The organism is Sphingomonas sp. GCM10030256 (assembly GCF_042666415.1).
GTDB lineage: Bacteria > Pseudomonadota > Alphaproteobacteria > Sphingomonadales > Sphingomonadaceae > Sphingomicrobium.
In genome coordinates this window covers 335751-359434 of record NZ_JBHTDI010000002.1, presented here as the reverse complement: position 1 = coordinate 359434, position 23684 = coordinate 335751, and the positions used below count along the sequence as shown (strand labels likewise).

The 23684-nt window shown below is 65.2% G+C and carries 22 protein-coding genes and 2 tRNA genes; 12 read left to right on the top strand and 12 right to left on the bottom strand.

All coding sequences use genetic code 11. The features are described from left to right. Positions 1 to 24: 24 nt before the first annotated feature. Entirely contained in the window at positions 25 to 1119 is a 1095-nt protein-coding gene (locus tag ACFQPG_RS09495; protein ID WP_380812394.1) for a transcriptional regulator, read from the bottom strand. Positions 1120 to 1479: 360 nt separating this feature from the next. On the opposite strand from ACFQPG_RS09495, the gene ACFQPG_RS09490 reads away from it, so the two are divergent. The 5 genes from ACFQPG_RS09490 to ACFQPG_RS09470 all read left to right on the top strand — a co-directional run bounded on the left by ACFQPG_RS09490 (position 1480) and on the right by ACFQPG_RS09470 (position 3680). After that, a complete protein-coding gene (locus ACFQPG_RS09490) occupies positions 1480 to 2880 on the top strand; it encodes a M28 family peptidase (RefSeq protein ID WP_380812392.1) in 1401 nt (466 codons plus the stop codon). After that, complete coding sequence (locus ACFQPG_RS09485; RefSeq protein ID WP_380812390.1) at positions 2877 to 3083, top strand: hypothetical protein; 207 nt, start codon at positions 2877 to 2879, stop codon at positions 3081 to 3083. Before ACFQPG_RS09490 ends, ACFQPG_RS09485 begins: the two co-directional genes overlap by 4 nt. Then, complete coding sequence (locus tag ACFQPG_RS09480; RefSeq protein ID WP_380812388.1) at positions 3080 to 3406, top strand: hypothetical protein; 327 nt, start codon at positions 3080 to 3082, stop codon at positions 3404 to 3406. Before ACFQPG_RS09485 ends, ACFQPG_RS09480 begins: the two co-directional genes overlap by 4 nt. Positions 3407 to 3441: 35 nt before the next feature. After that, positions 3442 to 3518, top strand: a tRNA-Pro gene (locus ACFQPG_RS09475). A gap of 87 nt (positions 3519 to 3605) precedes the next feature. Beyond that, positions 3606 to 3680: transfer RNA gene (locus ACFQPG_RS09470), tRNA-Ile, on the top strand. 1 nt (position 3681) lies between these two features. On the opposite strand, the gene ACFQPG_RS09465 is transcribed toward ACFQPG_RS09470, so the two are convergent. Both ACFQPG_RS09465 and ACFQPG_RS09460 read right to left on the bottom strand, forming a co-directional pair. Continuing rightward, positions 3682 to 5175: a histidine kinase dimerization/phospho-acceptor domain-containing protein gene (locus ACFQPG_RS09465; protein WP_380812386.1), complete on the bottom strand. Its 1494-nt coding sequence runs from the start codon at positions 5173 to 5175 to the stop codon at positions 3682 to 3684. Positions 5176 to 5334: 159 nt separating this feature from the next. Next, complete coding sequence (locus ACFQPG_RS09460) at positions 5335 to 6555, bottom strand: tetratricopeptide repeat protein (RefSeq protein WP_380812384.1); 1221 nt, start codon at positions 6553 to 6555, stop codon at positions 5335 to 5337. Positions 6556 to 6741: 186 nt separating this feature from the next. Between ACFQPG_RS09460 and ACFQPG_RS09455 the strand changes: the two genes are divergently transcribed. The 3 genes from ACFQPG_RS09455 (at position 6742) to ACFQPG_RS09445 (ending at position 10977) form a co-directional block, all read left to right on the top strand. Next, a complete protein-coding gene (locus ACFQPG_RS09455) occupies positions 6742 to 7500 on the top strand; it encodes a YaaA family protein (protein ID WP_380812382.1) in 759 nt (252 codons plus the stop codon). A gap of 144 nt (positions 7501 to 7644) precedes the next feature. Beyond that, a complete protein-coding gene (gyrA, locus tag ACFQPG_RS09450; RefSeq protein WP_380812381.1) occupies positions 7645 to 10443 on the top strand; it encodes a DNA gyrase subunit A in 2799 nt (932 codons plus the stop codon). A 54-nt stretch (positions 10444 to 10497) separates the two neighbouring features. Next, the gene (locus ACFQPG_RS09445; RefSeq protein WP_380812380.1) at positions 10498 to 10977 is read left to right on the top strand and encodes a host attachment family protein; all 480 of its coding nucleotides are present in this window, start codon (positions 10498 to 10500) and stop codon (positions 10975 to 10977) included. 38 nt (positions 10978 to 11015) lie between these two features. On the opposite strand, the gene ACFQPG_RS09440 is transcribed toward ACFQPG_RS09445, so the two are convergent. The 7 genes from ACFQPG_RS09440 to ACFQPG_RS09410 form a co-directional block, all read right to left on the bottom strand. Next, entirely contained in the window at positions 11016 to 11447 is a 432-nt protein-coding gene (locus ACFQPG_RS09440) for a DUF488 family protein (RefSeq protein ID WP_380812379.1), read from the bottom strand. A 3-nt stretch (positions 11448 to 11450) separates the two neighbouring features. Continuing rightward, entirely contained in the window at positions 11451 to 11840 is a 390-nt protein-coding gene (apaG, locus tag ACFQPG_RS09435) for a Co2+/Mg2+ efflux protein ApaG (RefSeq protein WP_380813112.1), read from the bottom strand. 37 nt (positions 11841 to 11877) lie between these two features. Beyond that, entirely contained in the window at positions 11878 to 12615 is a 738-nt protein-coding gene (gene recO, locus ACFQPG_RS09430) for a DNA repair protein RecO (protein ID WP_380812377.1), read from the bottom strand. A 1-nt stretch (position 12616) separates the two neighbouring features. After that, positions 12617 to 14560, bottom strand: coding sequence for an excinuclease ABC subunit UvrC (uvrC, locus tag ACFQPG_RS09425; RefSeq protein WP_380812375.1), 1944 nt, complete (start codon positions 14558 to 14560; stop codon positions 12617 to 12619). A 45-nt stretch (positions 14561 to 14605) separates the two neighbouring features. Then, positions 14606 to 15322 (bottom strand): aspartate/glutamate racemase family protein, encoded by a 717-nt coding sequence (locus tag ACFQPG_RS09420; RefSeq protein ID WP_380812373.1) that lies wholly within the window; start codon positions 15320 to 15322, stop codon positions 14606 to 14608. A gap of 82 nt (positions 15323 to 15404) precedes the next feature. Next, positions 15405 to 16838, bottom strand: coding sequence for an NAD(P)(+) transhydrogenase (Re/Si-specific) subunit beta (locus ACFQPG_RS09415; protein WP_380812371.1), 1434 nt, complete (start codon positions 16836 to 16838; stop codon positions 15405 to 15407). Next, positions 16831 to 17121, bottom strand: coding sequence for an NAD(P) transhydrogenase subunit alpha (locus tag ACFQPG_RS09410; protein WP_380812370.1), 291 nt, complete (start codon positions 17119 to 17121; stop codon positions 16831 to 16833). The genes ACFQPG_RS09415 and ACFQPG_RS09410 overlap by 8 nt, the downstream gene beginning before the upstream one ends. Before the next feature lie 281 nt (positions 17122 to 17402). Between ACFQPG_RS09410 and ACFQPG_RS09405 the strand changes: the two genes are divergently transcribed. The 3 genes from ACFQPG_RS09405 (at position 17403) to ACFQPG_RS09395 (ending at position 20826) form a co-directional block, all read left to right on the top strand. Then, complete coding sequence (locus ACFQPG_RS09405) at positions 17403 to 19697, top strand: EAL domain-containing protein (protein WP_380812368.1); 2295 nt, start codon at positions 17403 to 17405, stop codon at positions 19695 to 19697. 244 nt (positions 19698 to 19941) lie between these two features. Beyond that, a complete protein-coding gene (locus ACFQPG_RS09400; RefSeq protein ID WP_380812366.1) occupies positions 19942 to 20358 on the top strand; it encodes a secondary thiamine-phosphate synthase enzyme YjbQ in 417 nt (138 codons plus the stop codon). Continuing rightward, complete coding sequence (locus tag ACFQPG_RS09395) at positions 20359 to 20826, top strand: YbaK/EbsC family protein (RefSeq protein WP_380812364.1); 468 nt, start codon at positions 20359 to 20361, stop codon at positions 20824 to 20826. Here ACFQPG_RS09395 and ACFQPG_RS09390 read toward each other — a convergent pair whose 3' ends face one another. Together ACFQPG_RS09390 and ACFQPG_RS09385 are read right to left on the bottom strand one after the other, a co-directional pair. Further along, the gene (locus tag ACFQPG_RS09390) at positions 20827 to 21954 is read right to left on the bottom strand and encodes a Re/Si-specific NAD(P)(+) transhydrogenase subunit alpha (RefSeq protein ID WP_380812362.1); all 1128 of its coding nucleotides are present in this window, start codon (positions 21952 to 21954) and stop codon (positions 20827 to 20829) included. A gap of 8 nt (positions 21955 to 21962) precedes the next feature. Beyond that, positions 21963 to 22115 carry an aa3-type cytochrome c oxidase subunit IV gene (locus ACFQPG_RS09385; RefSeq protein ID WP_380812360.1) on the bottom strand — a complete coding sequence of 51 codons (153 nt, stop codon included), beginning with the start codon at positions 22113 to 22115 and terminating at the stop codon, positions 21963 to 21965. A gap of 120 nt (positions 22116 to 22235) precedes the next feature. Between ACFQPG_RS09385 and ACFQPG_RS09380 the strand changes: the two genes are divergently transcribed. Further along, positions 22236 to 23672 (top strand): sigma-54-dependent transcriptional regulator, encoded by a 1437-nt coding sequence (locus ACFQPG_RS09380; protein WP_380812356.1) that lies wholly within the window; start codon positions 22236 to 22238, stop codon positions 23670 to 23672. The last annotated feature ends 12 nt before the right edge of the window (positions 23673 to 23684 follow it).

Genomic DNA, 23684 nt, shown 5'->3' with positions numbered 1-23684 from the left:
CCTCGCTTGTCCTGAGCTTGATGGTTAGCCGGAGCGCAATACATCCCGGCGGGCCGCCAGGATCGCCCCCGTGACGCCCGCCGCGAACAATCCACCCTCCAGTGCGCCCGTCACCACCCGGGTTACGGGCCCGAACCCGGTTTCCCCGAACCAGGCCCCGATCGCATCGATTTGCAGCCGCGAAGACGGGATATGCTGCGCCAGAAGATCGAGGCTGCCACCCATGAGAGTTCCCCCGAGCAGCGCGACGAGCACTCCCGCTATGGCGCCGCACAGGGATGCCAGTGCAATTCTGCGTGGCCGAGGCCAGTCGCTCCTGACCCACCCAAGCCACGCGGCCAGCCCCACCGCTGCGCCGATTGCTACCCCCTCGCCCGCACCCGTGATATCCCCCGGCGATTGCCCCAGGAGCAGGCTGAACGCGTCGAGCCCGAGCAGCTTAACCAAAGCGCCAACGACAAGTCCGCCAATCGCGCCACCCGGAACCATCCACCGCCGGTCCGCGGCGAGCGAAGCCACGGCGACCCCAAAGCTCACCCCAGCGGCGCCAAGGATCGCAACCGCGATCGTTAGGCACATCAGCACCAGCAGCACCGACACCGCGCCAAGCCCCGGCTGCAGTGGCTGCGATGCGCCGGCAAAGCCGTAGACCAGCCCGCCGATCAGCCCTGCTGTTCCGCCCCCGATCACACCCGCGCCAGTCAGCAGCAGCACCCGCCGGATGGGACTTCCGCCACCAGAGCCAACCGGATTCTCCGCCAGTGTTGCGGCCCTCTGAGCAGGTTCGTCACCAACCACCGGCTGCACCTCGCCGATGAACCGATAGCCGTGCTTCGGCACCGTCTCGATGAATCGCGGAGCCGCCGCACTGTCGCCAAGCTGGCGCCGAAGCGTGCGGATGCACTGAGTCAGCGCCTCGTCGGTTACGGGAATGCCGCGCCACACCTCATCCATGAAGCGGTCCTTGGACACGAGCCGCCCCGCCTCCCGAACCATCAGCAGCAGTGCGTCGAGATAGCGGCCGTTCAGTTCCACCGCTCGCCCGTCCTCGCGAAGCTGGCGGTTGGCCGGATCGAGGACGAACCTGTCGAAGCCGAGGATGTCGTCGCCCGAATGCATGTGCCCGTGTGAAGCGCCTTCATGAAGACGAGGCAAGAGGCTGCGAGATATCGATGCTCGATCCAGCGCATAAGGACCGTGGCGCAACCACCAGAAGAGCGATCACGCGCCCGCCGCGGCGGGCCCACAGTTCGCTCCTTCCAAAGTAGGATTTCGCCTGCCAAGCCGCCGGCATGACGTGCGCTTCCCCTTCGCAGCTCAGCTCCGGCCCGCATCGCGCGCTCACCTCCGCGCGCGTTGGGGGGCTGAACTTCCTCAACTTCCACTCGCCGAAGGCCTGCGTTACCGCGAACATTGTGAACATTCGCGCCCGCAGCGCCCCCTCGACTTCGCCCCCACAGCCCGGCTAGTCCCCTGCCCATGACCAAATTCCTCGCCGCCGCGTTTCTGGCTGCCGTCGCCCTTCCCGCCCTTGCCCAGACCGCCGCTGCCCCAGCGCCGGTCGACCTGGCTGCTCTCGAACGGGTGCGGCCGCTGCGAGAGGCCGCGCTGACCGACGATTATGCCTGGGACTTCACGGAGGATCTCACCACTGAAGTGGGGCCGCGGCCGGCCGGCACTGCAGCCGAGGCCCGCGGTCGCGATTGGGCGGTGCGGCGGCTGCGCGCCATGGACTTCGCCAACGTCCGGGTGGAGCCCTTCACTATGCCGGTCTGGGTCCGCGGGGCGGAATCCGCCAGCATCACCGCACCCTATCCGCAGCCGCTGGTCCTCGCCGCGCTCGGCAATAGCGCGTCGACCGCTCCACAGGGCCTGGAGGCCGAAGTGGTCGGTTTTGCGAGCGTCGAAGCTCTCCGCGCCGCGCCCGCCGGGCAGGTTCGGGGCAAGATCGTCTACATCACCCATGCCATGCCGCGGACACAGGACGGCTCCGGCTACGGCGCGTTCGGTGCGGCTCGGCGCCAGGGCCCAACGGTCGCCAGCCAGAAGGGCGCGGCCGCGATCGTGATCCGGTCGATCGGGACCGATTGGCATCGCAATCCACACACCGGCGTGCAGACCTTCGGCGAAGGCGCGCAGCCGATCCCCGCGGCAGCCCTTGCCAATCCCGATGCGGACCAGCTCGATCGCATTCTCCAGCGCTCGCGCCAGCCGGTACGGATGCGGCTCACCCTGCTGTCCCGGACCTTGCCGAACCAAGCGTCCGGCAATGTCATCGCCGAAGTGCCGGGCCGCGACCGCGCCGCGCCGCCGATCCTGGTCAGCTGCCATCTCGACAGCTGGGACCAGGGAACGGGAGCGATCGACGACGCGGCCGGCTGCGGCATCGTCACCGCCGCTGCCAAGCGGATCATGGACGCAGGGCGCCCGCTCCGCCCGATCCGGATCGTCTTCTTCGGGGCCGAGGAGGTCGGCCTGTTCGGCGGTCTCGACTACCGGGCCAAGTGGGGCAAAACCCCGCATTATGCGATCGCCGAGAGCGATTTCGGGGCCGATCGCATCTGGAAGGTGGACAGCCGCCTGGGTGCCGACCGTGCTGTCGAGGCGCGGCTGCTGCAAAAGGCGCTGGAACCGCTCGGCATCGCGCCGGGCTCGCTCAATGAGGCTAATGGCTCCGACATCGGGCCGATGTTGGCGGATGGGCTGCCTGGTATCGGGCTCAGCCAGGACGGGACGCGCTACTTCGACCTCCATCACACGCCCGACGACACGCTCGACAAGATCGATAAGGCGCAGCTTCGCCAGAACGTCGCGGCGTGGACGACCATGCTCGCGGTGCTGTCCGGCGGGATCGAACAGCCCAGGGGCAAACGGCGGTGAAGGCGTGGTTGGCCGCTGCAGCGCTGCTCGCCCTTACCGGCTGCAACCGCAGCGCGACCGACGAGACAATCGACGCAGTTCCTGAGCCGTCGGCCGCAAGCGCCGCCAACTTGATGGCGGAAGCCGAGCGGGCGGCCGACAATGCGCAGGACCGACTCGCTGACCAGAACGCCGCCAGTCCAAACCAGGGAGAAGCCCGATGACCAGGAAAAGTCTGCTGCTCGCCGTCACATCGATACTGCTGCTGGGCGCGTGCGACGTTTCACGCGATGCGACGAACGATACCACCACGCTGAGCGTCGATGAGGATCGGGTGGCGAACACCGCCGAGGACGTCGGCAATCTCGCCGGCCGCGCGGCGGATGAAGCGGGCGAAGCTCTCCAAAACGCCGGGCCAGCAATCGAAAATGCCGCGGAGACGGTTGGCGAGCGCGCCGAACGTGTCGGGGCCAAAGCCGAAGATGCGGTCGAGCGGGTCGACGTCGATGTGAGCGTCCGCAACGCGAATGAGCCGGACAAACGCTAGCCCTGCGCGCCAACCCCTGTTAGGAGCGCGCCCGTCGGGGAGTGGCGCAGCCTGGTAGCGCGTCTGCTTTGGGAGCAGAGGGTCGCAGGTTCGAATCCTGTCTCCCCGACCATCATCGCGGAGGAGTTGAGGCATCCGGGGATGCCTGGCCGGCGATGATCGCGAAGGCGAAGCCGAAGCGCTGTGCCTCCTCGCGAGTGGGCCTGTAGCTCAATGGTAGAGCCAGCCGCTCATAACGGCCAGGTTGGGGGTTCGAATCCCTCCGGGCCCACCACTCACCCGTCCGCGGCGGGAAGCAGGAGCGTGAGCCGGTCCGTCGAGACATCCAGGCGGCCTCCGGCGATCCCGGTCAGGCCGCGGACGAGGCGCAGGGCGAAGCCGATGCCGAGAGCTGCGTCCTCCGTCGGATCGAACGCGGGATCGAGCAACTGGTCTTCGCCCACTCCCAGGGTTGCGCGCGGCCGATCCACGGCAATGGCAAGATGTTGCCCGGCGCGATCCATGGTCAGGTCCAGTCGTTCGCCCGGCTGGGCAACTCCCAGCACGGCATCCAGAAACCGTCGCGACAACCGCATCAGCAGGTCGGGCGGAACAGCGCAGCGCTGGCCATGGCGCCGAACCGTGATCCCCAAGGCAACCCCCTGCCCCGTTGCCTGCTCGAGCAGTGCCGAGCGGAGCGCGGGAAACACCTCGTCCACGCTGGCGCCCTCGGCCGAATCCTGTCGTCCGGCCTGCAACTTCGCTGCGAGATCGAGATCCTCTACCGCCCCGAGCAGCCGCCGGGCATGCCCGACGATTTCCGATGCGCGTTCGCGGTAAGCCCGATGCGCGGGGCCGAGATATTGGCCGTCGATGATTTCGCCGAACCCGATGATCGCATTCAGCGGCGTGCGCAGCTCATGCACCAATTCCCGCAACTGATCGGCGTCGAGCGGCGGCAGCGCGTGCCCAACGGGCGCTGCCTCGACCGAAGCGCCCTCCCGCCGGGCAACTCCCCGATAGCCGGCAAAGCGGCCGGTGTCGGGAAAGAAGGCCGGCGATCCGCTCCACCGCCACGCCCCGGCCAGCAACCCGTCGTCGGCGAGAACCAGTGCCTCGTCCTCGAACGGCAGCCGGGCGGCGAAGCGGCGGTCGAGGTCGTCGGCGATCGAGCGACCGATCAGCGCGGCGCGGGGAGCACCCTCGACCCAGTCGATTTCACCAGTCGGGCCGCATTCCCAGCGGAACAGCCGCCCCGTCCCTTGCCGCTGAGCAGGTCGGCTGTCGATGTAAGCAGGGGCTGCTGCGGAAAGGCGGTCGACCACGGGATCGCTCGCGACTGGCGGAGGCGATGCCGGGGCCCGCGCGATCAGGTCCTGCGGCGGCGGGGCAACTTCGGCAGGCTTCGCCCGGGCTGGCCGCAGGGCGTCCATCATGTCGCCCACCTCGGCCGAAGCAGCGGCGCGCAGACGTGTCCACACGTCCTCATCCGCGGGAATCGCATGGAGCAGCGGCGCCGCCACCTCGGGACGGTCGGCGACCACCAGCATCATCAGGTCCGGCGCAACGGGGGCACCCGCGATCGCCCGGACCGCCGCCGAGCGGACCTCAACCGGCACATCCGGCGCGAGCTGTTCCAACCGCTGGAGCGCTTCGGCGCGAACGGCTGGGTTGCCCTGGCAGGCTCCACGCGCAAGCAGCTCCACGATCTGGCGCCATTGAACCACCCGGTCGCGAGAATGCGCCGGGGAGTGACGAAGCACGGTGATCAGGCGGTCATCGAATCGCAAGCCAGCCTCATAACGACAATTTAATCTGCCGCTACAGCGCCTTACGAAAGCAAATCAGGTCGGGGAAAGAGTTCGGCCGTTAACTGTCCTGCTTCGAGACAGGATCGGCGGAAGGACTGAGCGCAATGCCTTGCCCTTCCGCCATTCAACCCGCAGGTGTCAGCCGCGGCTGTTGAGCCAGGTCGTCCACAGCTTGGCCACGTTGGCCCGCGGACCTGTCACGGCGTTCAAGGCCGCGGCGGCTCCTGCCTTGTCGCCCGACCGCGCCAAAGCGATCCCCAACCGGAGGTTGACGAGGTTCGTATCGGCACCGCTCTTGCCCAGCGCAGCACGGTACAGCGCCGCGGCTTTGGCATTGTCCCCATAGCTCAGGTAGCGGTCGGCGGCGGCGGTCAATGGCCGTGCGCTTGACCCCGCCGTGGCAGTCTTCTCGGATACGAGCAGCAAGGCCCGGTCAGCGACGACCTTGCCTGACGCGGACGCATACAGGTCGCGGAACATCGGCTTGCTGCGGTCGATCTTGCCGGCCGCAACGCCTTCGTCCAGCACTGCCTTCACCTCGCCCGGATAGCCGCTGTTGGACATGATGGCGGCATAGCGCTGGAAGTCATTCTCGGTCGTCAGCGCACCTGCCGCGCGCGCCAACCGCATGGTGTCGACGCGGTCTTCGTCGGTGATGCCGGTGGACACCTCATAGACGCGGATCGCGTCCCGCCAATTGCTCGCGGTCGGATATTGGCTGGCCCATTCCAGCGCGATGGCACCCGCAGCCGGCAGCTTCTGTTGAAATGCGAAGCCGGTTGCACGCTTCAGAATATCCTCGCGAACCTTCTGGCCAGAGGCCTTCTGGGCAGAAATCACCCTCTGCAGAAGAGGAACGGCCTCCGCGGTCCGGCCCTGGGCATTGCGCGTTTCGGCCAGCAGCAGATTTGCGTCAATATTGTTCGGATCGGTGGCGAGAAGGGCCTCGGCCGCGATCGAAGCGCCCGCATAGTCCTTCGCGGCGTACTTGATCTGTGCCTGGTTGTAGCGCAGCTGCGGGACGAGGTTGGCCGGCGTCACGCCCGAGTTCAACATGCCGTCGATACCGGCAAGCTTTCCGGCGTTGTCGTTCGATCCGACCGCAGCCTGATACTGAAGCGACGCAATCGCGTAACGATCGTCGTTGGTCTTGGCCGCCGCGTGGGCAGCAGCAAGTCGCGCCGGCACGTTGGCGTAATCCTTGGCCCGTACGGCGCTCTCGAGCGCTAGGATCGCCTTGCTCGCACCGGCCGAAATCTTGACCTTGACGGCAGGCTGCTGTTGCGCGCTGGCGGGAATGCCGATCCCAGCAACTCCAAGCGCGAGAACGGCGGCGAGCGCAGTCCGGGTGAAGGTCATGCCAATCTCCTGTTGAGCCGGCCAACAGCCGGCGGGACATGTTGATGAAGGCGGCTCTATAGCGGTTCCGCCCCCGCTTCCACCATTCCTCGCGCAACGCCCCTGAATGTTGTTTGAACCACCTGAAAAGGTTGGCTAAATCTCGGCAGGTGGACGCAAGGACGGCAAGCCGCTAGCCGACATGCCGTGATCATTCTCGTATCGCCGGCCAAAAGCCTCGACCTGTCCACCCCGTTCCAGGAGCAGCCGCGCGCGCCCCGCTTTGCTGCCGAAGCGAACCGGCTTGCCCGGGCGGCCGCCAAGCTGGGCGCCGCTCGGCTTGGCGAGCTGATGCACATCTCGCCGCAACTTGCCGAGCTGAATGCCGCCCGGTTCAAGACGTTTGCGGCCGCCGAGGAGCGGCCCGCGATCCGCACTTTCGCTGGCGACGTCTATCGCGGCTTCGATGCGGCTTCCGCAGACGAAGCAACGCTGGAATATGCCCAGGCTCACCTGCGCATCCTGTCGGGACTGTATGGCGTACTCCGCCCCTTCGACGGCATTCGGCCCTATCGGCTCGAGATGGGGACGCGCTGGTCCCCGAAGGACGACAGCCTGACCGACTTTTGGGGCACCAAGGTTGCCCGAGCCGTGCTGTCGGATTTGCGCGAAGACGGGTCCGGCACGCTCCTGAATCTCGCCAGCAACGAATATTTCGCGGCGGTCGGCCCTCACCTGCCCAAGCGTGGGATTCGGGTGATCGCGCCCGATTTCCGGGTCCGGACCGCCAAGGGCATGCAATTCCAGAGCTTCGTCGCGAAAGTGGCGAGGGGAACGATGGCGCGGTGGGTATGCGAGGAGCGGATTGCCGAGCCCTCGGCCCTCCCTAGTTTTGACGTGGGTGGCTGGAGGCACCAGCCCGAGGGCTCAACCGACGACCGACCTTTATTCGTTCGGTCGGCCTGAGCCGCGTCGCATGGTGGCTTCTCGCGTACGCGCGCGTACGGGCGCGGGGGTGGCGCGGAGGCACCCGATCGGCTAGGCAGCTTTCCAGGGGGTAGCGCGGTGTTGCTGCACCCGTTCGCATAGCCGTTTCAGACAGGAAAACTCTTGGCCACCCAACCGCCGGCGGAAGACCGCAGCGACATCGCCCCCATCTCCATCGTCGAGGAGATGAAGACCAGCTACCTCGATTATGCCATGTCGGTGATCGTCAGCCGCGCGCTGCCGGACGTGCGCGATGGCCTGAAGCCGGTGCATCGCCGCATTCTCCACGCCTGCCAAGAAGCGGGCTATGTCGCGGGCCGGCCGTACCGCAAATCGAGCCGCATCGTCGGCGACGTCATGGGTAAGTATCACCCGCACGGCGACCAGGCGATCTACGACGCACTGGCGCGAATGACCCAGAGCTGGTCGATGCGGGTTCCGCTGATCGACGGCCAGGGTAATTTCGGATCGATGGATCCAGATCCGCCCGCGGCCATGCGTTACACCGAGGCACGGCTCGCCAAGGTATCAAACTTCCTTCTCGGCGACATCGACAAGGACACTGTCAACTTCCAGCCCAACTATGACGCCTCCGAGCGCGAGCCGCAGGTGCTGCCGGCGCGCTTCCCCAACCTGCTGGTCAATGGTGCCGGCGGGATCGCAGTCGGAATGGCGACCAACATCCCGCCGCATAACCTGGGTGAAGTGCTGAGCGCATGCAGGGCCTTCCTGGACGATCCTGCGATCACGTCCGAAGGGCTGATGGACCACATCAAGGGGCCGGATTTTCCCACCGGAGCGATCATCCTCGGTCAGGCCGGTATCCGTAGCGCCTACACCACCGGCCGTGGCTCGATCATGATGCGCAGCCGCGCGCATGTGGAGGAAAACCGCGGCGACAAGCGCGCGATCGTACTGACCGAAACGCCTTATCAAGTCGGCAAGAACGGCCTCGTCGAGAAGATCGCCGAAGCGGCCAAGGACAAGAGGATCGAGGGTGTCAGCGACATCCGCGACGAGTCCAATCGCGAAGGCGTGCGGATCGTCATCGAGCTGAAGCGCGACGCAACGCCCGAGGTCGTGCTCAACCAGCTGTGGCGCCACACCCCTGCGCAATCCTCCTTTCCGGCCAACATGCTGGCCATTCGCGGCGGCCGCCCGGAAACGCTGGCGTTGCGCGACATCATCGAGAGCTTCGTCAAGTTTCGCGAAGAGGTGATCACCCGCCGCTCGAAGTACGAGTTGCTCAAGGCTCGCGAGCGCGCGCATATCCTGCTTGGCCTCGTCGTTGCCGTCACCAATCTCGACGAAGTGGTCCGCTTGATCCGCGGCTCGTCCAGCCCCGCCGAGGCGCGGGAAAAATTGCTCGATCGCGAATGGTCCGGCGACCAGATCCGGCCGTACATCGCGCTGGTCGAAGCGGTCGAGCCGCAGGCGGCGGGCGAGACCTACCGCCTGTCCGAACTGCAGGTGAAGGCGATCCTGGAGCTGCGGCTCCATCGGCTTACGGCGCTCGGCCGCGACGAGATCGGCAACGAGCTTGCAGGGCTTGCGAAGACGATCGCCGAACTGCTTGAGATTCTGGGCAATCGGGCTCGCCTGTACGAGGTGATGCGCGAGGAGTTCGACCAGGTCGAGGCAGAGTTCGCGACACCACGCGTGACCGAGCTTGCCGCGGCCGCCGACGGGATCGAGGACGAGGACCTGATCGAGCGCGAGGACATGGTCGTGACGGTGACCATGACCGGCTACATCAAGCGCACCCCACTCACCCTGTTCCGCGAGCAGAAGCGCGGCGGCAAGGGCCGCTCGGGGATGAGCACCAAGGACGAGGATGCGGTCACCAGCCTGTTCGTGACCTCAACCCACAACCCAGTGCTGTTCTTCTCGAACCTCGGCCGGGTGTACCGGATGAAGGTATGGCGCTTGCCCGAGGGCGGGCCGACGGCGCGTGGCCGGCCCATGGTCAACCTGCTTCCCCTTTCGGAAGGCGAGGTCATCACCACCGTCCTACCCCTGCCCGAGGATGAGGACAGCTGGAGCGACCTGCACATCATGTTCGCGACTGCGCACGGCACAGTGCGGCGCAATAGCATGGATTCGTTCCGCAACATCCCTACCGCTGGCAAGATCGCGATGCGCTTCGGCTCGACCGAGGACGGCGACGGGGAAGATGTGACCGATCGAATGATCGGGGTGGCACTGCTGAGCGAGGAGGACGATGTCCTACTCGCCACCCGCAACGGCAAGGCGATACGCTTCAAGTCGACTGACGTGCGCGAATTCCAGAGCCGCACCTCGACCGGCGTCCGGGGCATGCGCCTGCTGGGCGACGACGAGGTCATCTCCATGTCGATCCTGCGTCGGGCCGGAACTACGCAGGAGGAGCGCGAAGCCTATCTCCGGTGCCCGCCATGGCGCGAGCGCGAGGCCGTGGACTGCGGCCTGTCGCCGGAGCGCATCGCCGAGATGGCGGAGAAGGAGCAATTCATCCTTACCGTGACGGAGAACGGCTTCGGCAAGCGGACCTCCGCCTACGAATATCGCCGCACCAACCGCGGCGGCCAGGGCATCACGAACATCGACACCTCGGCCCGCAACGGCCGGGTGGTGGCAAGCTTCCCGGTCAAGCCCGGCGAGCAGCTGATGCTGGTGACAGATCAAGCCAAGATCATTCGCACCACTGTCGGCGACATCCGTATTGCCGGCCGCAACACCATGGGCGTGATGATCTTCCGCGTGTCCGACAACGAGCATGTCGTCGGGGTCGCGCGGATCGACGAAAGCGAAGAAGCGGAAATCGAGCCGATCACCGACGAGCTGGCGCCCGACGACGGTGCGTCCACCAGCGAGCAGGAGCTCGACAAGCCGGTCGACCTGGTCCCCGATGCGCCGGATACCGCGGAAACGGACGGCGAATAGGGGAACGCGGGCACTGGGCGTGTCGTTCTTCTGCCGACACAGAAGGAGACCGGAATGCCGATTCCCAACAATGCGCTCGTGCTCGTCCTTGATGGACGGAAGATGCTGTTCTTCCGCAATCAGGGCGATGAAAACCAGATCGACCTTAGAACCGAAGCGCATGACGAACGTGACGACGCCCACCACGATCGGGATTTGAAGACCGATGCGCCGGGCACCGCTGCGGCGGGAGGCGCCCGCGGCGACACTCACCGGCCGGCCATGGAAGAAACGAATTTCAAGCAGCAGGAAGAGGATAACTGGGTGAAGGAAGCGGCCGACGAGCTTCGCAAGCGCGTGCTCCGCAACGACTTCGAGCACCTCTGCATTGTTGCTCCGCCCAAGGCTCTGGGCGTCCTTCGCAAGGAGCTCCACAAGGAGGTCGAGCGGCGGGTGGTGTGCACCGTCAACAAGGAAATGAGCGGTCGTCCAATCCCTGACATCGAGGCGCTGATCATCAGCGAAACCAAGACTGCCGAACCGTCCGAAGTTTAGTCCTTCAACATGCCTGAGGTTCGGCCGCTCGCCGAGCCTCAGGCGAACAGGTGCGTCACTTTCGCCGCCGGTGCGATCCACTTCAGCAGTAATGAGCGGTGGCAGCCCGAGGGTTCCCGCTCGTAGCAGAGAAGCGCGCTTGGCTGCTCCTCGACCAGGGCCAGCATCTGGGCTCCCTGCGCCGCCGCCTCCGGCAGTTCCAACTGTCCGGCATAGATGTGCTCAAGCTCTTCGTGCCGGCCCTTCCGCGCAGCTTCACGCCCCGCGGGCGGCGTGCCCAGCGCCTTCAGGTGGACGTAGCCGATCCCCGCCTCCGCCAAGGATTGCCGCAGCGGGCTCTTGGAGAAACCCGGTCGGCGGGAGAGCGGCAAGGCGCGGACGTCGATCACCTGCTTTACTCCTGCCGCTCGCAGCGCTTCGAGGAAGTCGCCGACAGTGGTGGCCTCATAGCCGATGGTGAAGATGTGCACCGCTCAGGCCGGGCCGATCAGCGGGAACTTGGGGATGGCAACCTCGAACGCGTCGCCGCCTTCATCCACCATCCGGTAGCTGCCCACCATGCTCCCGGTTGGCGTCGCCAGCGGACAGCCCGATACGTAGTCGAAACTGCCCCCCGGAGCGATCAACGGCATCTCCCCGACCACTCCCTCCCCGCGGACTTCGTGGAGAACGCCGCGCCCGTCGGTGATCTGCCAGTGGCGCGACAACAGCTGGACGCTGCGCTCACCGTTATTCTCGACTCGGATATGGTAGGACCAGAACCAGCGGCCGCTCGCCGGCGAGGATTGCTCCGCTAGGTAGCTGACGGCAACCCGGACGGTGATGTCCCGAGTCATAGCCTCGTGGGGAAAGAGCACCGCCATGGTGTCGAAGCCGGGCGTCCTGGTCATGTGGCGAAGGCTAGGCGAGTCCGGCGGCACGGTGCAAGCGTTCCACCAGTCGGCTGCGCGCCTCCGCCAGCGGCGCGGTGCGGTCGGTCAGGATGTCGCGTTGCAGGAAGTGACCGGTGAGCGCGAGTCCGTCCATGATCTCCGCCCATGCGGCTTGACCGCCGTGCAGCAGGAAGGCGGGTAAGGGTAGCAGTCGCACGCCGTAAGGCTCAGCCTCCGCAGCGCTGATGGCCCGTCCGGAGCGCGGGCTGACTGCCACCAGCCGTTCCGTTGCCCCCGTCACCGCGCATTGCTGCAGGTCAAGGCCAAAGCCGAGTTCTGCAAGGAGCAGCAGTTCAAACCGGACCAGCGCCGCGCCCCACCCGCTCGCCGATGGAGCCGCCTCGATCGCTGCAAGGAGCCCGTCCAGTGCTTCGAACAGCCGGGGATAGGGCTGCCCCTCCGGCAAGGCCACCGCGACGAGGGCGCAGCACCATTCGATCGCGGCCGCCGGCAGCGGCTCACCGAGCAACGGCCCGCGACTGTGGGTCAGCTCGACTGTGGCTTGCGGCAATTGCGTGTCTGTCCTCGCCGCCAGTTGCGCCTGGACCAGGTTGCCGGCCATCAGCACCGGCCGCATCCGCCGCCCCCGGGCCCCGCGGACATAAGCGGGCTGCAATCCGTCCGCCGGAGTCATCAGGCGGACCACCGCGCCATGTTCGCCATGGCTGCGCAGCGCAACAACGATGGCAGGCGTGTCGATCCGCACGTCAGCCGTTGGGGTGAAAGTAATCGTGCAGCTGCCGTGCCATTGCCTTGCTGATGCCCGGGGCGCGCTCGAGATCCTCCAACGCCGCACCCTTGACTGCCTTTGCGGTCCCGAAGTGCATCAGCAGCGCTCGCTTGCGGTTCGGGCCGATGCCCGGCACCTCGTCCAGCGTTGAGGTCGTCAGGCTCTTGGCACGCTTAGCCCGATGCGTGCCGATCGCGAACCGGTGAGCCTCGTCGCGGAGCCGCTGGAGATAGAACAGCAAGGCGTGGTTCGGCGGAAACGTGATCTCCCGGCCACCCGGCAGATGGAACACCTCCCTCCCGGCATTGCGATCGGGTCCCTTGGCAACTCCGACGACAGGGACGTCGTGAACGCCGGCGTCTTCCATGATCTCGCACACGGCGGATAGCTGGCCCTTGCCGCCGTCGATCAACAGCAGGTCCGGCCATTCGCCGCTCTGCCGGTCGGGATCGTCCTTCTCCAACCGCGCGAAACGGCGCTGGAGCACTTCCTTCATCATGCCGAAATCGTCGCCCGGCGTGATCTCCGACTTGATGTTGAACTTGCGGTAGCCGTTCTTGCGGAAGCCTTCCGGCCCCGCGACGATCATCGCTCCAGTCGCATTCGTGCCCATGATGTGGCTGTTGTCGTAGACCTCGATGCGCTTCGGCACGTCCGTCAGCTCAAAGGTTTCGGCCAATTCGCGCAGCAGCTTGCCTTGGGTGGTACTCTCGGCCAGGCGCCGGTCGAGTGCTTCCTCCGCGTTGCGGCGTGCCTGTTCCATCAGCTTGCGGCGGTCGCCGCGTTGCGGACGTTCCAGCGTCACCTTGCGCTCTGCTCGCTCGGACAGTGCTTCGTTCAGCAGGTCAACCTCCGGCAGGTCGCGATCGACCAGCACTCGCCGGGGCGGCGGCATGTCCTCGTAGAACTGGACCAGAAAGCTGGCGAGCACCTCCTCTTCCGGGACGTCGTTGGTGTGCGCGGGGAAGAAGGAACGATGGCCCCAGTTCTGCCCGCCGCGAATGAAGAAGGCCTGGATGCACGTGTGCCCGCCCTTGCAGGCCAGCGCAAAGATGTCCGCGTCGCCGAGACCTTCAGCGTGCACCGTCTGGCTGCCCTGAATGTAGGTCAGCGCGCGCAGCCGGTCACGGTAGACGGCTGCAAGCTCGAAATCCTGCTTATCCGCCGCTTCGGCCATGAGCTTGCTGAGCCGCTGCTGCACCCCGGTCGACTTGCCGGCGAGGAAGTTCTTCGCATCCTCGACCAGATCGGCATAGGCAGCGGTATCGATTCGTTCGACGCAGGGCGCCGAGCAGCGACGGATCTGGTACAGCAGGCACGGCCGCGAACGATTGGCGAAGAAGCTGTCGGAACAGCTGCGCAGCAGGAACAGCTTCTGCAGCGCGTTCAACGTCCTAGTAACTGAACCGGCACTGGCGAACGGCCCGAAATACTGGCCTTTTGCCCGACGTGCGCCGCGATGCTTCTGCACCCGAGGGAACGGGTGGTCTTCCCGCAGGAGGATGAAGGGAAAGCTTTTGTCGTCGCGCAGGAGCACGTTGTAGGGCGGGCGAAAGCGCTTGATCAGCTGCGCCTCGAGCAACAGCGCTTCGGCTTCCGTACGGGTCGTAACGATGGTCATCGACCGCGTCTGCGAAACCATCCGTTGCAGCCGCTTCGAAAGTCGCCCAACCTGGGTGTAGTTAGTCACCCGCTGCTTGAGGGCCCGAGCCTTGCCGACGTAGAGCACGTCCCCCTTGGCATCCTGCATCCGATACACGCCAGGGCGCGGCGGAAGCGTTTTCAGCACATTGCGGATCGCGGCGATGCCCGCTTCCAGGTCAGGAGCGTCGCTGCCGCGGACCGTGTGGGTCGCCTGATCCTCGTTGAAGCGCTCAGTCGCCCGCGGATGATGAGGTCGGTCGGCGGGCGTTCGGTTCATGCTTCGTACTTAGGTCGCGGCAGGCCGGGCGCAACCCGCCCGGGATCAGGCAGCCGCCCTCGCCTCCTGTCCCTCCGCGAGCATCCACTCCGCTGCGGCGCGGGCGTGAATGGCGGTGCTGTCGTAGACAGGCAGCACGTTGGCGCGGGTTTCCACCGCAAGCACCAGTTCGGTGCAACCCAGGACCACAGCCTGGACCTTCTTCTTGGACAGCTCGGTGAGCAGCGTCTTGAGCTTGCGCTGACTGTCCCGGACAACGCGGCCAGCGGCAAGTTCCTCGTAGATGATCCGATCGACCTCGGTCATCCAAGGTCCGTCGATCGCTGCCAACTCCAGCCCGCGGCTTTCCAGCCGTTCCCGGACGAATGGCTGGGTCATGGTGAAGCGGGTCCCCAACAGGGCGACGCGCTTGACCCCATCCGCGGCCACCCGTTCGGCGACGGCATCGCCAATGTGGATCACGGGAAGGCCAGCCGCGGATGCAACGTCGTCGTGGACACGGTGCATGGTGTTGGAGGTCATGATGAGGCCCTCGGCCCCGCTTGCCGCCAAGCGCCGGGCGGCGTCGCCGGCCATGTGGCCGACGGTCAGCCATTCCTCGGCCTGCTGCATTCGGGCGATCGGCGCCATGTCGAGGCTTTCGATGGCCAGCAGCGCGCTGTGCAGCCCGCCGAGCCGGGCCGCGACGAACTTGTTGATTGCCTCATAGTAGAGCGCGGTAGAGGCCCAGGTGAGGCCACCGATAATGCCCAGTTTACGCACCAGATGTTCCCTCGCGCCGGCACCCCAACCGCAGTAACCGGCTGGGGGCTTCAACCCAGATGCAGATGTCCGATTCGGGCGCTTACCCAAGCGCCTTGACGATCTCTTCCACCATCTTCTTGGCGTCGGCAAGCAACATCATGGTGTTGTCGCGGTAGAAAAGTTCGTTGTCGACACCCGCATATCCGGCGCCGCCCATCGACCGCTTGATGAATAGCACGGTGCGGGCTTTTTCCACGTCGAGGACGGGCATTCCGTAGATCGGCGAGCTCTTGTCGGTCTTCGCCGCCGGGTTGGTGACGTCGTTAGCGCCGATCACGAAGGCAACGTCGGTCTGCGCGAATTCCGAGTTGATGTCCTCAAGCTCGAACACCTCGTCATAAGGCACGTTCGCTTCGGCCAGCAGCACGTTCATATGCCCCGGCATCCGGCCCGCCACGGGGTGAATGGCGTACTTCACCCGTACGCCCTCCTTCTTGAGCAGGTCGCCCATTTCGCGAAGGACGTGCTGCGCCTGCGCGACCGCCATGCCGTAGCCGGGAACGATGATCACCTGGTCGGCCTGCTTCATCAGGAAGGCGGCATCCTCGGCCGAACCGCGCTTGTACGGCCGGTCGATCAATTCGGCGCTGCCAGAGGAAGCGACCGCTCCGAAGCCCCCCGCGATGACGGAAATGAAGCTGCGATTCATTGCCCGGCACATGATGTAGCTGAGGATTGCGCCCGAGCTTCCAACCAGCGCGCCGGTGATGATCAGCGCCGTGTTGGACAGCGTAAAGCCCATCGCCGCGGCAGCCCAGCCGGAGTAGCTGTTCAGCATCGACACCACGACCGGCATATCCGCGCCGCCGATCGGGATGATCAGCAGGAAGCCGATGACGAAGCTGAGCGTCATTACGGTGAAGAATACCCACGGGCTCTGATCACGGGTGAAGTAAGCGATCAGTAGCAGGATGGCGGCAAGGACGGTCAGGTTAATGACGTGCCGGCCGGGCAGCAGGATCGGGGCGCCCGACATGTTGCCGTTGAGCTTGAGGAAGGCGATCACCGAACCTGAAAAGGTGATGGCGCCGATCGCGACCCCCAGGCCGAGTTCGACCCGGCTGACCGGAAGGATGCTGAGGAAGCTTGGGGACGCGATGGGGGTGATGCGGGCGGCGATGCCGAAGGCATCCGGGTTAAGGAACGCCGCGGCCCCGACCAGTACGGCCGCCATGCCGACGAGGCTGTGGAAGGCGGCGACCAGCTGCGGCATTGCCGTCATCTGGATGCGGCGGGCGGTGACCAGTCCGATGACTGCGCCGATGGCGATGGCGGCCAGAACCTCCGGCAGGCTCGCAAGCTCGTGGATGGCGAGCGTTGTCCCGACCGCGATCGCCATGCCGACCATGCCGAGGCGGTTGCCGCGCTGGCTGCTTTCGGGGCTGGACAGGCCGCGAAGCGCGAGAATGAAGCACACTCCCGCAACCAGGTAGGCGATCATCACCCACGCGGGCTGTGCCGCGACCTCATGCATCGCGGCGTTCCTTCTTCTTGTACATCGCGAGCATACGCTGGGTGACTGCGAAGCCGCCGAATATATTCACGCTGGCAAGCGTCACGGCGATCAGCCCGAGCCACTTGGCACCGGGACCACCCGCAGCTGCGGCTGCAATCAGCGCGCCAACTATGATCACGGATGAGATGGCGTTCGTCACCGCCATCAGCGGCGTGTGAAGGGCGGGGGTGACTGACCAGACCACGAAATAGCCGACGAAACAGGCCAGGACGAAGATCGACACGATTGTAACGAAGTCCATCAGGCCTCCCTTTAGACACGTGGAAGTTGAGTAAGTTTAGGCCTCAACGCGGACGCACACACCTGCGCGCGAGGGAGCCGCACCGGGTCGCAAGTCCGTTGTAAAGGCGATTGGAATAAGAATGCTCCCGCCATTTCCCGCCAGCATGGCACAGGTGCGCGGCGGTAGGACAGAGCTCTTTTCGCGAGGCAAGGATCGGGTCCGATCTGAACCGATGTCCCTCCGGCTGCGGCAGTAGGTTTCCGATTTCCTAACCTTTTTCGCGGACACGGTACGGCGAGATGCGCTCGGACCCACTCAACGCTCCAGAGGCAAAGAGCCAGCAGACCGTTAAACTTCTGCTATGGACAGCCGTGCTGTCGCTGCTGTTCGGGACGTTTGGATTGGGCAGCATAATCGAAAACTCGATGCGCGTCGCGCGCAACGCCCTCCACAAGCAGCGGGCCAGCGGGGATATCATCCTCATCGCGATCGACGACCGTTCGCTCAGCGAGGTGGGAGAATGGCCATGGCCGCGGGCAACCCAGGCGAAGTTGATCGACCGGGCCACGGTCAGCGGAGCGAAGAAGATCTTCATCGATCTATCCTACGACGCCCCGACCAACGCGGCGGACGACCAAGCCCTGGCGAAGGCGATCGCGAACTCGGGCAAGGTGGTGCTGCCGGTGCGAGCGGCCACTGCGACGATGAAGCAGGTGACTGGCCGGGTCGGCACCCCGATGCCGATGTTCGCAAAACATGCCGAAATCGCGCACATCGGCGTTACCTACAATTACCAGCATGCGGTCTGGAAGCTGCCCTATTCAGCAAACTTGAACGGAGAAGTGGTTCCCTCATTCGGGGCAAAGATAGCTGGAGTAGAACAGTCCGGTGATTTCAAGATCGACTACTCAATCAGGGCAGACACCATCCCCACCATTGCTGCCGCCGACCTCCTTAGAGGAAGGATAAATCGAGGCGACCTAGCAGGCAAGACAGCTGTGATCGCCTCCTTTTCGGAACAAATCGGCGACCAGTATTGGATACCGGGGCTCGGCCGCATGTCAGGATCGGTTGTCCAGATCGTTGGCGCCGAAACACTCCGTCAGGGACACCCCGTTGACATGGGCTGGCTGGGGACCACAGTCTTTATCTTGGTCGCGATTGTCGGAATCTTCCGCCTTCGTAGCATGCAGTCACGAAATGCCGCTCTCGCCTGCCTAGCTATTGGCCTCGTCATTGGACAGTTTATTTCCGAAACACTGTTGATCTTCATGGACATTGTTCCTGGACTGTTCGCGATCACTCTGTGGGCTTGCCGGTTGAATATTCAACGCTGGCGGCAAAAGGGACTCGTGAATCACTCCACGGAACTGCCCAACCTTGAGGCTCTGCGGCTTCACAAGTCAGGGTCTGACCGGATCCTGGTGGCGGCCCGCATTCACAACTTCGCGCAAATCGCCTCCACCCTCGCGAGCGGAAACGAGAGAGATTTCGTCCGTCAGATCGTGGATCGACTCCAAGTCGCCGATAAGGTCGAGCAAATCTTCCATGGCGACGAAGGCGTATTTGCCTTCTTCGCAGGCGCAGAAGCCGCCGTTGGCAACCACTTGGAAGCCCTGCACGCATTGTTTCGGGCTCCAATCGGAACGGGCGACCATTCAGTGGACGTGGCAATAACCTTCGGCGTCGAAGCAGGGAGCGCGCGATCTCTCGGCAACCGCTTAGGCAGTGCCTTGATGGCCGCGGATGAAGCATGGAGTGACGGGCTTAAATGGAAATATTTCGACCCGGAGCGACAGGAGGAAGTCAGCTGGCGACTTTCGCTGCTCGGGGAATTGGACACGGCGATCGACAACGGCGAGGTCTGGCTCGCATTTCAGCCGCAGGTCGACCTGCGATCCGGAACGATCACTGGCGCCGAGGCCCTTGCGCGATGGACCCACCCCAGCAAGGGACCAATCAGTCCGACCGAGTTCGTCACCGTTGCCGAAGCTCATGGCCGCATCGGAAAACTCACCGACTTCGTCCTGGAGCGTGCAATTTCGAGCGCAGCCACGATCAACCGCCGCGGCATACCGTTTACGATCGCGGTCAACTTGTCGGCGCGGCTGCTTTCGGAGCGTAAGCTTGTGGACCGGGTGGTCGAGCTGCTCCGAGTTCACCAGCTCGAGCCGCACAAGCTGACATTGGAACTGACCGAGACAGCCGCCCTTCATAATGCGGGTGATGGACTGATCATACTGGACGCCCTGCGCAACCGGGGCGTTCGCATCGCCATAGACGATTATGGCACAGGGCTCTCGACCCTCGATTACCTCAAGAAGGTGCCAGCCAACGAGATCAAGATCGATCAGAGTTTCGTCAAGGCGATGCGCGTCAACCGCAGCGACAGGCTGATGGTGCAATCAACAATTGCGCTTGCTCATTCCCTGGGACGCACAGTGGTCGCGGAGGGCGTCGAGGATCGGCAATCCCTCGAGGATCTTCGCGCGCTGGACTGCGACGTTGCCCAAGGTTTCGCGGTCGGACGGCCGATGGGCGTTCGCGAGTTGGTGCAACGGCTGCGTCTGCAGAACGGCAGGAGAGTGGCCTGAACTACTTACTCATTTGCTAACCATAATGATTAAGGTTAACGTCCCCCGGACAGCGCGAGTTGCTGTGCGTACAAAGGGGATGTGTGATGAACTTTTGGGATTGGCTTCTCGGCGGTGGCACCGGCAACACGGGTTCGCGCGGCTAACGCTTAACCCATTGTTGTCCGGCGAGTTTGTCGGCAAACAAGAGCAACGCGTCAGTCTTGTGCTGGCGCGTTTTCTTTTGGGAGATTAGCTGCGCGGGATGCGCCAAGTCCGAGAATCACTTGAGGTCTCCGCGCCCTCCCCGGGGCTGTTCGAGTTCACCGATCGTGTGGCTGGTTTCGTTCGTCGCGCGTCAATCGGTGCCGGACTGCTCACCCTCTTCTGCCGCCACACATCGGCTTCCCTGCTGATCCAAGAGAATGCGGCATCGGCCGCCCGCCGCGATGTGGAGCGATTTTTCGCGCGCATTGCTCCGGAAGACGGCGCGTACGAACATGACGATGAGGGCCCCGATGACATGCCGGCGCACCTCCGCGCTGCCCTGACGCAGACCCACCTGGCGATTCCGGTTGCGGACGGCCGAATGTTGCTTGGGACTTGGCAGGGCATCTACCTGTTCGAGCACCGCCGGCAGCCCTCCGCTCGGGAAATTGTGCTCCATCTGGTTGGAGATTAAGTGAGTTCGCCATCCGTCAGCGCCTGGCTTGCCGCCCACGCGCCCCAGGTGCGCGCGGTCGACGGACACGCGAGCACTGCGACGGTGGCGGATGCCGCCGCTGCCTTGGGCGTCGAGCCGGGACGGATCGCCAAGACGTTATGCATCCGGGTGTCGGGCGAAGTGCTGCTGCTGGTTACCCGCGGCGACGCGAGGCTCGACAATGCCAAGCGCAAGGCCGTGTTCGGTGGAAGACCGCGGATGCTTGGCCCCGAAGAGGCGCTTGCGCTGACGGGCCATCCGGTTGGTGGCGTGTGCCCCTTCGGGCTGAAGACCGCCCTGCCCGTCTGTTGCGACATGAGCCTGCGGGCCTTTGCCACGGTGTTCCCCGCCGCTGGAACACGAACTTCGTCGGTCGAGATGCAGCCTGACGAATTGGCTCGCACCACGCGGGCCCGGTGGGTCGACGTCTGCGTGCTGCCCGGCTGATCAGGCGGTCAGGCGTTCCGCAACGACCGCGCCATCCTTGGTCAGCCGGACGCCCTTTACGATCTCGTCATCGTCGGGAAGGACCAGCCCACCCTGCACCTTGTCCCAGAAGGCGCTGAGGAAGTTGAACAGGTTGCGCGCGTAAAGCGCGGAGGAGTCGGCGGGCAGTGAGCGCGCCAGGTTGGTCGCCCCGATGACCGTGACGCCGTGGCGCTGGACGGACTCACCCGCGACGGTGCCCTCGACATTGCCACCCGCTTCGGCGGCAAGGTCCATGACCACGCTGCCCGCCCGCATGGTCGCCAGTTGCGCATCGGAGATGAGGCGCGGCGCCGGCTTGCCGGGGATCAGCGCGGTGGTGATCACGATGTCCTGCTTGGCGATGTGGCTGGAAACGAGCTCCGCCTGAGCGGCCCGATATTCCGCCGAGGTTTCGGTCGCATAGCCGCCCGCTCCCTCCCCTTCGATGCCGGCGACATTTTCGACGAACACAGGCTTGGCGCCGAGCGACAGGATCTGCTCGCGCGTCGCGGAGCGGACATCGGTGGCGCTGACCTGCGCGCCGAGTCGGCGGGCGGTGGCGATCGCCTGCAGGCCGGCGACCCCGACGCCCATGACGAACACCCGTGCGGCGCTGATCGTTCCGGCCGCGGTCATCATCATCGGGAAGGCACGACCGTAGGCGGCGGCGGCTTCCAGGACCGCCTTGTAGCCGGCGAGGTTGGACTGGGAGGAGAGCACGTCCATCGATTGAGCACGGGTGATGCGTGGCATCCACTCCATTGCCAGCGCCTGAAGGTTAGCGGCTGCGTAGCCGTCGATCGCCTCGCGGCGGCGGAACGGGTCGAGCGAGCCGACCAACAGCGTTCCCGCCGAGGTGCCAGCGAGCGATGAAGGATCGGGCCCGGTGACGCACAGGATCACCCCGGCGCCGGCGAGGACATCGGCCCGCGAGGCCACCGCCGCGCCGGCACTGCGGTAATCGTCATCGGAAATGGAGGCGGTGGCCCCCGCCCCCTGCTCAACGGCGACCTCCGCCCCCAAGGCGATGAACTTCTTGGCCGTTTCAGGCGTGGCCGCCACGCGGGTTTCGCCCGCTGCCGTTTCCTTCAGGACCGCGATCTTCACGCGGCGCGTCAGTTCGCGATGATCAGAAGAACTAGGAAGGCGAGGATCACCGATGCAATCGCGCCATATTTCAGAAGCTTGATCATGCGCGTGTAGTCGCGGGCGTGGACGTCGAAGTCTACCTGTCCGGCCTCGTTCTGGTTGATTTGATGTTCGGCCATGTGATGTCCCCTGAACCGTGTCGTTGCGCGCCTCATAACAATGGCGCCGGGCGCTCCCAAGCCCTTTAAGACGAGCTTTACCGGTTGGAGCCTAAAGCGGAAGGCGCAAAGGAGTGCCCGATGCGCGCTGACACCATTCGATTCCTGCTGCTCGTCGATGCGGACGCTGCCGAACGGCGGCTGGTATCCGCAACCGCGTCCCGCGCCGGGTGGAACACCATCGGCGCGCCGAGCGCCGCCGAGGCGATGGAGATGCTGAGCGGGCAGCACGGGCATGAGGTCCGGGCAGTGCTGATCGGCGCCTGGGACACGATCAAGAGCCCCGCTCTGGTCCGAGCGCTCCGCGCCGACCGCCCGGGACTGCCGATCATCGTGCTTTCCGACGGCGGATCGATTGCTCAGGCCGTCGAGGCAATGCGAGCCGGGGCGTCCGACTTCCTCGCTCGCCCGGTCGCACCCGAACGGCTGGTTGAGGCGCTTGCGGTCAATTCGGACCGCCGGCGGGCCGCGGGCGAACTCGCTCCACTCTCCGAGAAGCTTGCGCCGGCGCTGGCACTGGAAGAAATGGTCGGCGGCTCGGCCGAATTCCGGACCGCGCTCGCGGTCGCCGCCAAGACGGCGCGCAGCCGGTTGCCAGTGCTGATCGTCGGCGAACCGGGAACCGGCAAGGAGACCATCGCCCGGGCGATCCATGCCATGTCACATCGCGCCCGCGGCCCGCTGCTGCAGATCGACTGCCGTGCTGTCGCGGCCAACATCATCGACAGCGAGTTGTTCGGCCATGTTGCCGGGGCGTTCCCCGGCGCGTTCGCGGAGCGGGTCGGCAAGCTGGTCGAGGCGCATGGCGGCACCCTGCTGATCGACGAGGTCGGAAACCTGCCAGTTGAGACCCAGGAGGCGCTCGATCGCGTTCTCGCCACTGGCGAGGTCCGTCCGGTTGGGTGCAATGGCAGCCACTCGGTGGACGTCAGGCTGATCGCGACAAGCTCCGCCGCGCTGCCCGACTCCTTTCATCCGGGCCTCCGCGAGCGACTGTCGTCCACCTCGGTTGTCGTCCCACCCCTTCGCGATAGAAGCGGCGACATCCCCTCTCTGGCCCGTCACCTGCTGGCCCGGATCACGGGACAGCCTGGAATTCGTCCGTTGTCGCTCAACGATGAGGCGCTGGCGGTGCTGATGCGATACGGCTGGCCCGGCAATGTCCGGCAATTGTCCAACGTCCTGTTCCGCGCCGCACTCCAAAGCACCGGAGCCGCACTGACCGCCGACGACTTCCCGCACATTGTCATGCAATCGCGGTTCAGCAATCGCTCTAGCGATACCTCACCCGACATCGGCAAGGCGGCCAGTGATCAGGCGATTGGTGGGGGCCCGTCCGTGAACCTGTTCAAGGGCGACGGTCACCTGCGCGCCCTGGAAGAGATCGAAGCGGACGTCATCCGCCTGGCGATCGGCCACTATCGCGGCAAGATGACGGAAGTCGCCCGCCGGCTGGGGATCGGCCGCTCGACGCTCTACCGCAAGCTGAGCGAACTCGGCATCGACAATCACGGTTGAAGCCGCCACGTC

What these genes read in the sequence shown, in the direction of transcription:
- ACFQPG_RS09495 (WP_380812394.1), bottom strand. Translation starts at nt 1,119, where the DNA reads ATGCATTCGGGCGACGACATCCTCGGCTTCGACAGGTTCGTCCTCGAT.
- ACFQPG_RS09445 (WP_380812380.1), top strand. Translation starts at nt 10,498, where the DNA reads ATGCCGATTCCCAACAATGCGCTCGTGCTCGTCCTTGATGGACGGAAG.
- apaG (WP_380813112.1), bottom strand. Translation starts at nt 11,840, where the DNA reads ATGGCGGTGCTCTTTCCCCACGAGGCTATGACTCGGGACATCACCGTC.
- ACFQPG_RS09480 (WP_380812388.1), top strand. Translation starts at nt 3,080, where the DNA reads ATGACCAGGAAAAGTCTGCTGCTCGCCGTCACATCGATACTGCTGCTG.
- ACFQPG_RS09405 (WP_380812368.1), top strand. Translation starts at nt 17,403, where the DNA reads ATGCGCTCGGACCCACTCAACGCTCCAGAGGCAAAGAGCCAGCAGACC.
- ACFQPG_RS09490 (WP_380812392.1), top strand. Translation starts at nt 1,480, where the DNA reads ATGACCAAATTCCTCGCCGCCGCGTTTCTGGCTGCCGTCGCCCTTCCC.
- ACFQPG_RS09385 (WP_380812360.1), bottom strand. Translation starts at nt 22,115, where the DNA reads ATGGCCGAACATCAAATCAACCAGAACGAGGCCGGACAGGTAGACTTC.
- ACFQPG_RS09410 (WP_380812370.1), bottom strand. Translation starts at nt 17,121, where the DNA reads ATGGACTTCGTTACAATCGTGTCGATCTTCGTCCTGGCCTGTTTCGTC.
- ACFQPG_RS09380 (WP_380812356.1), top strand. Translation starts at nt 22,236, where the DNA reads ATGCGCGCTGACACCATTCGATTCCTGCTGCTCGTCGATGCGGACGCT.
- uvrC (WP_380812375.1), bottom strand. Translation starts at nt 14,560, where the DNA reads ATGAACCGAACGCCCGCCGACCGACCTCATCATCCGCGGGCGACTGAG.
- ACFQPG_RS09460 (WP_380812384.1), bottom strand. Translation starts at nt 6,555, where the DNA reads ATGACCTTCACCCGGACTGCGCTCGCCGCCGTTCTCGCGCTTGGAGTT.
- ACFQPG_RS09400 (WP_380812366.1), top strand. Translation starts at nt 19,942, where the DNA reads ATGCGCCAAGTCCGAGAATCACTTGAGGTCTCCGCGCCCTCCCCGGGG.
- ACFQPG_RS09415 (WP_380812371.1), bottom strand. Translation starts at nt 16,838, where the DNA reads ATGCATGAGGTCGCGGCACAGCCCGCGTGGGTGATGATCGCCTACCTG.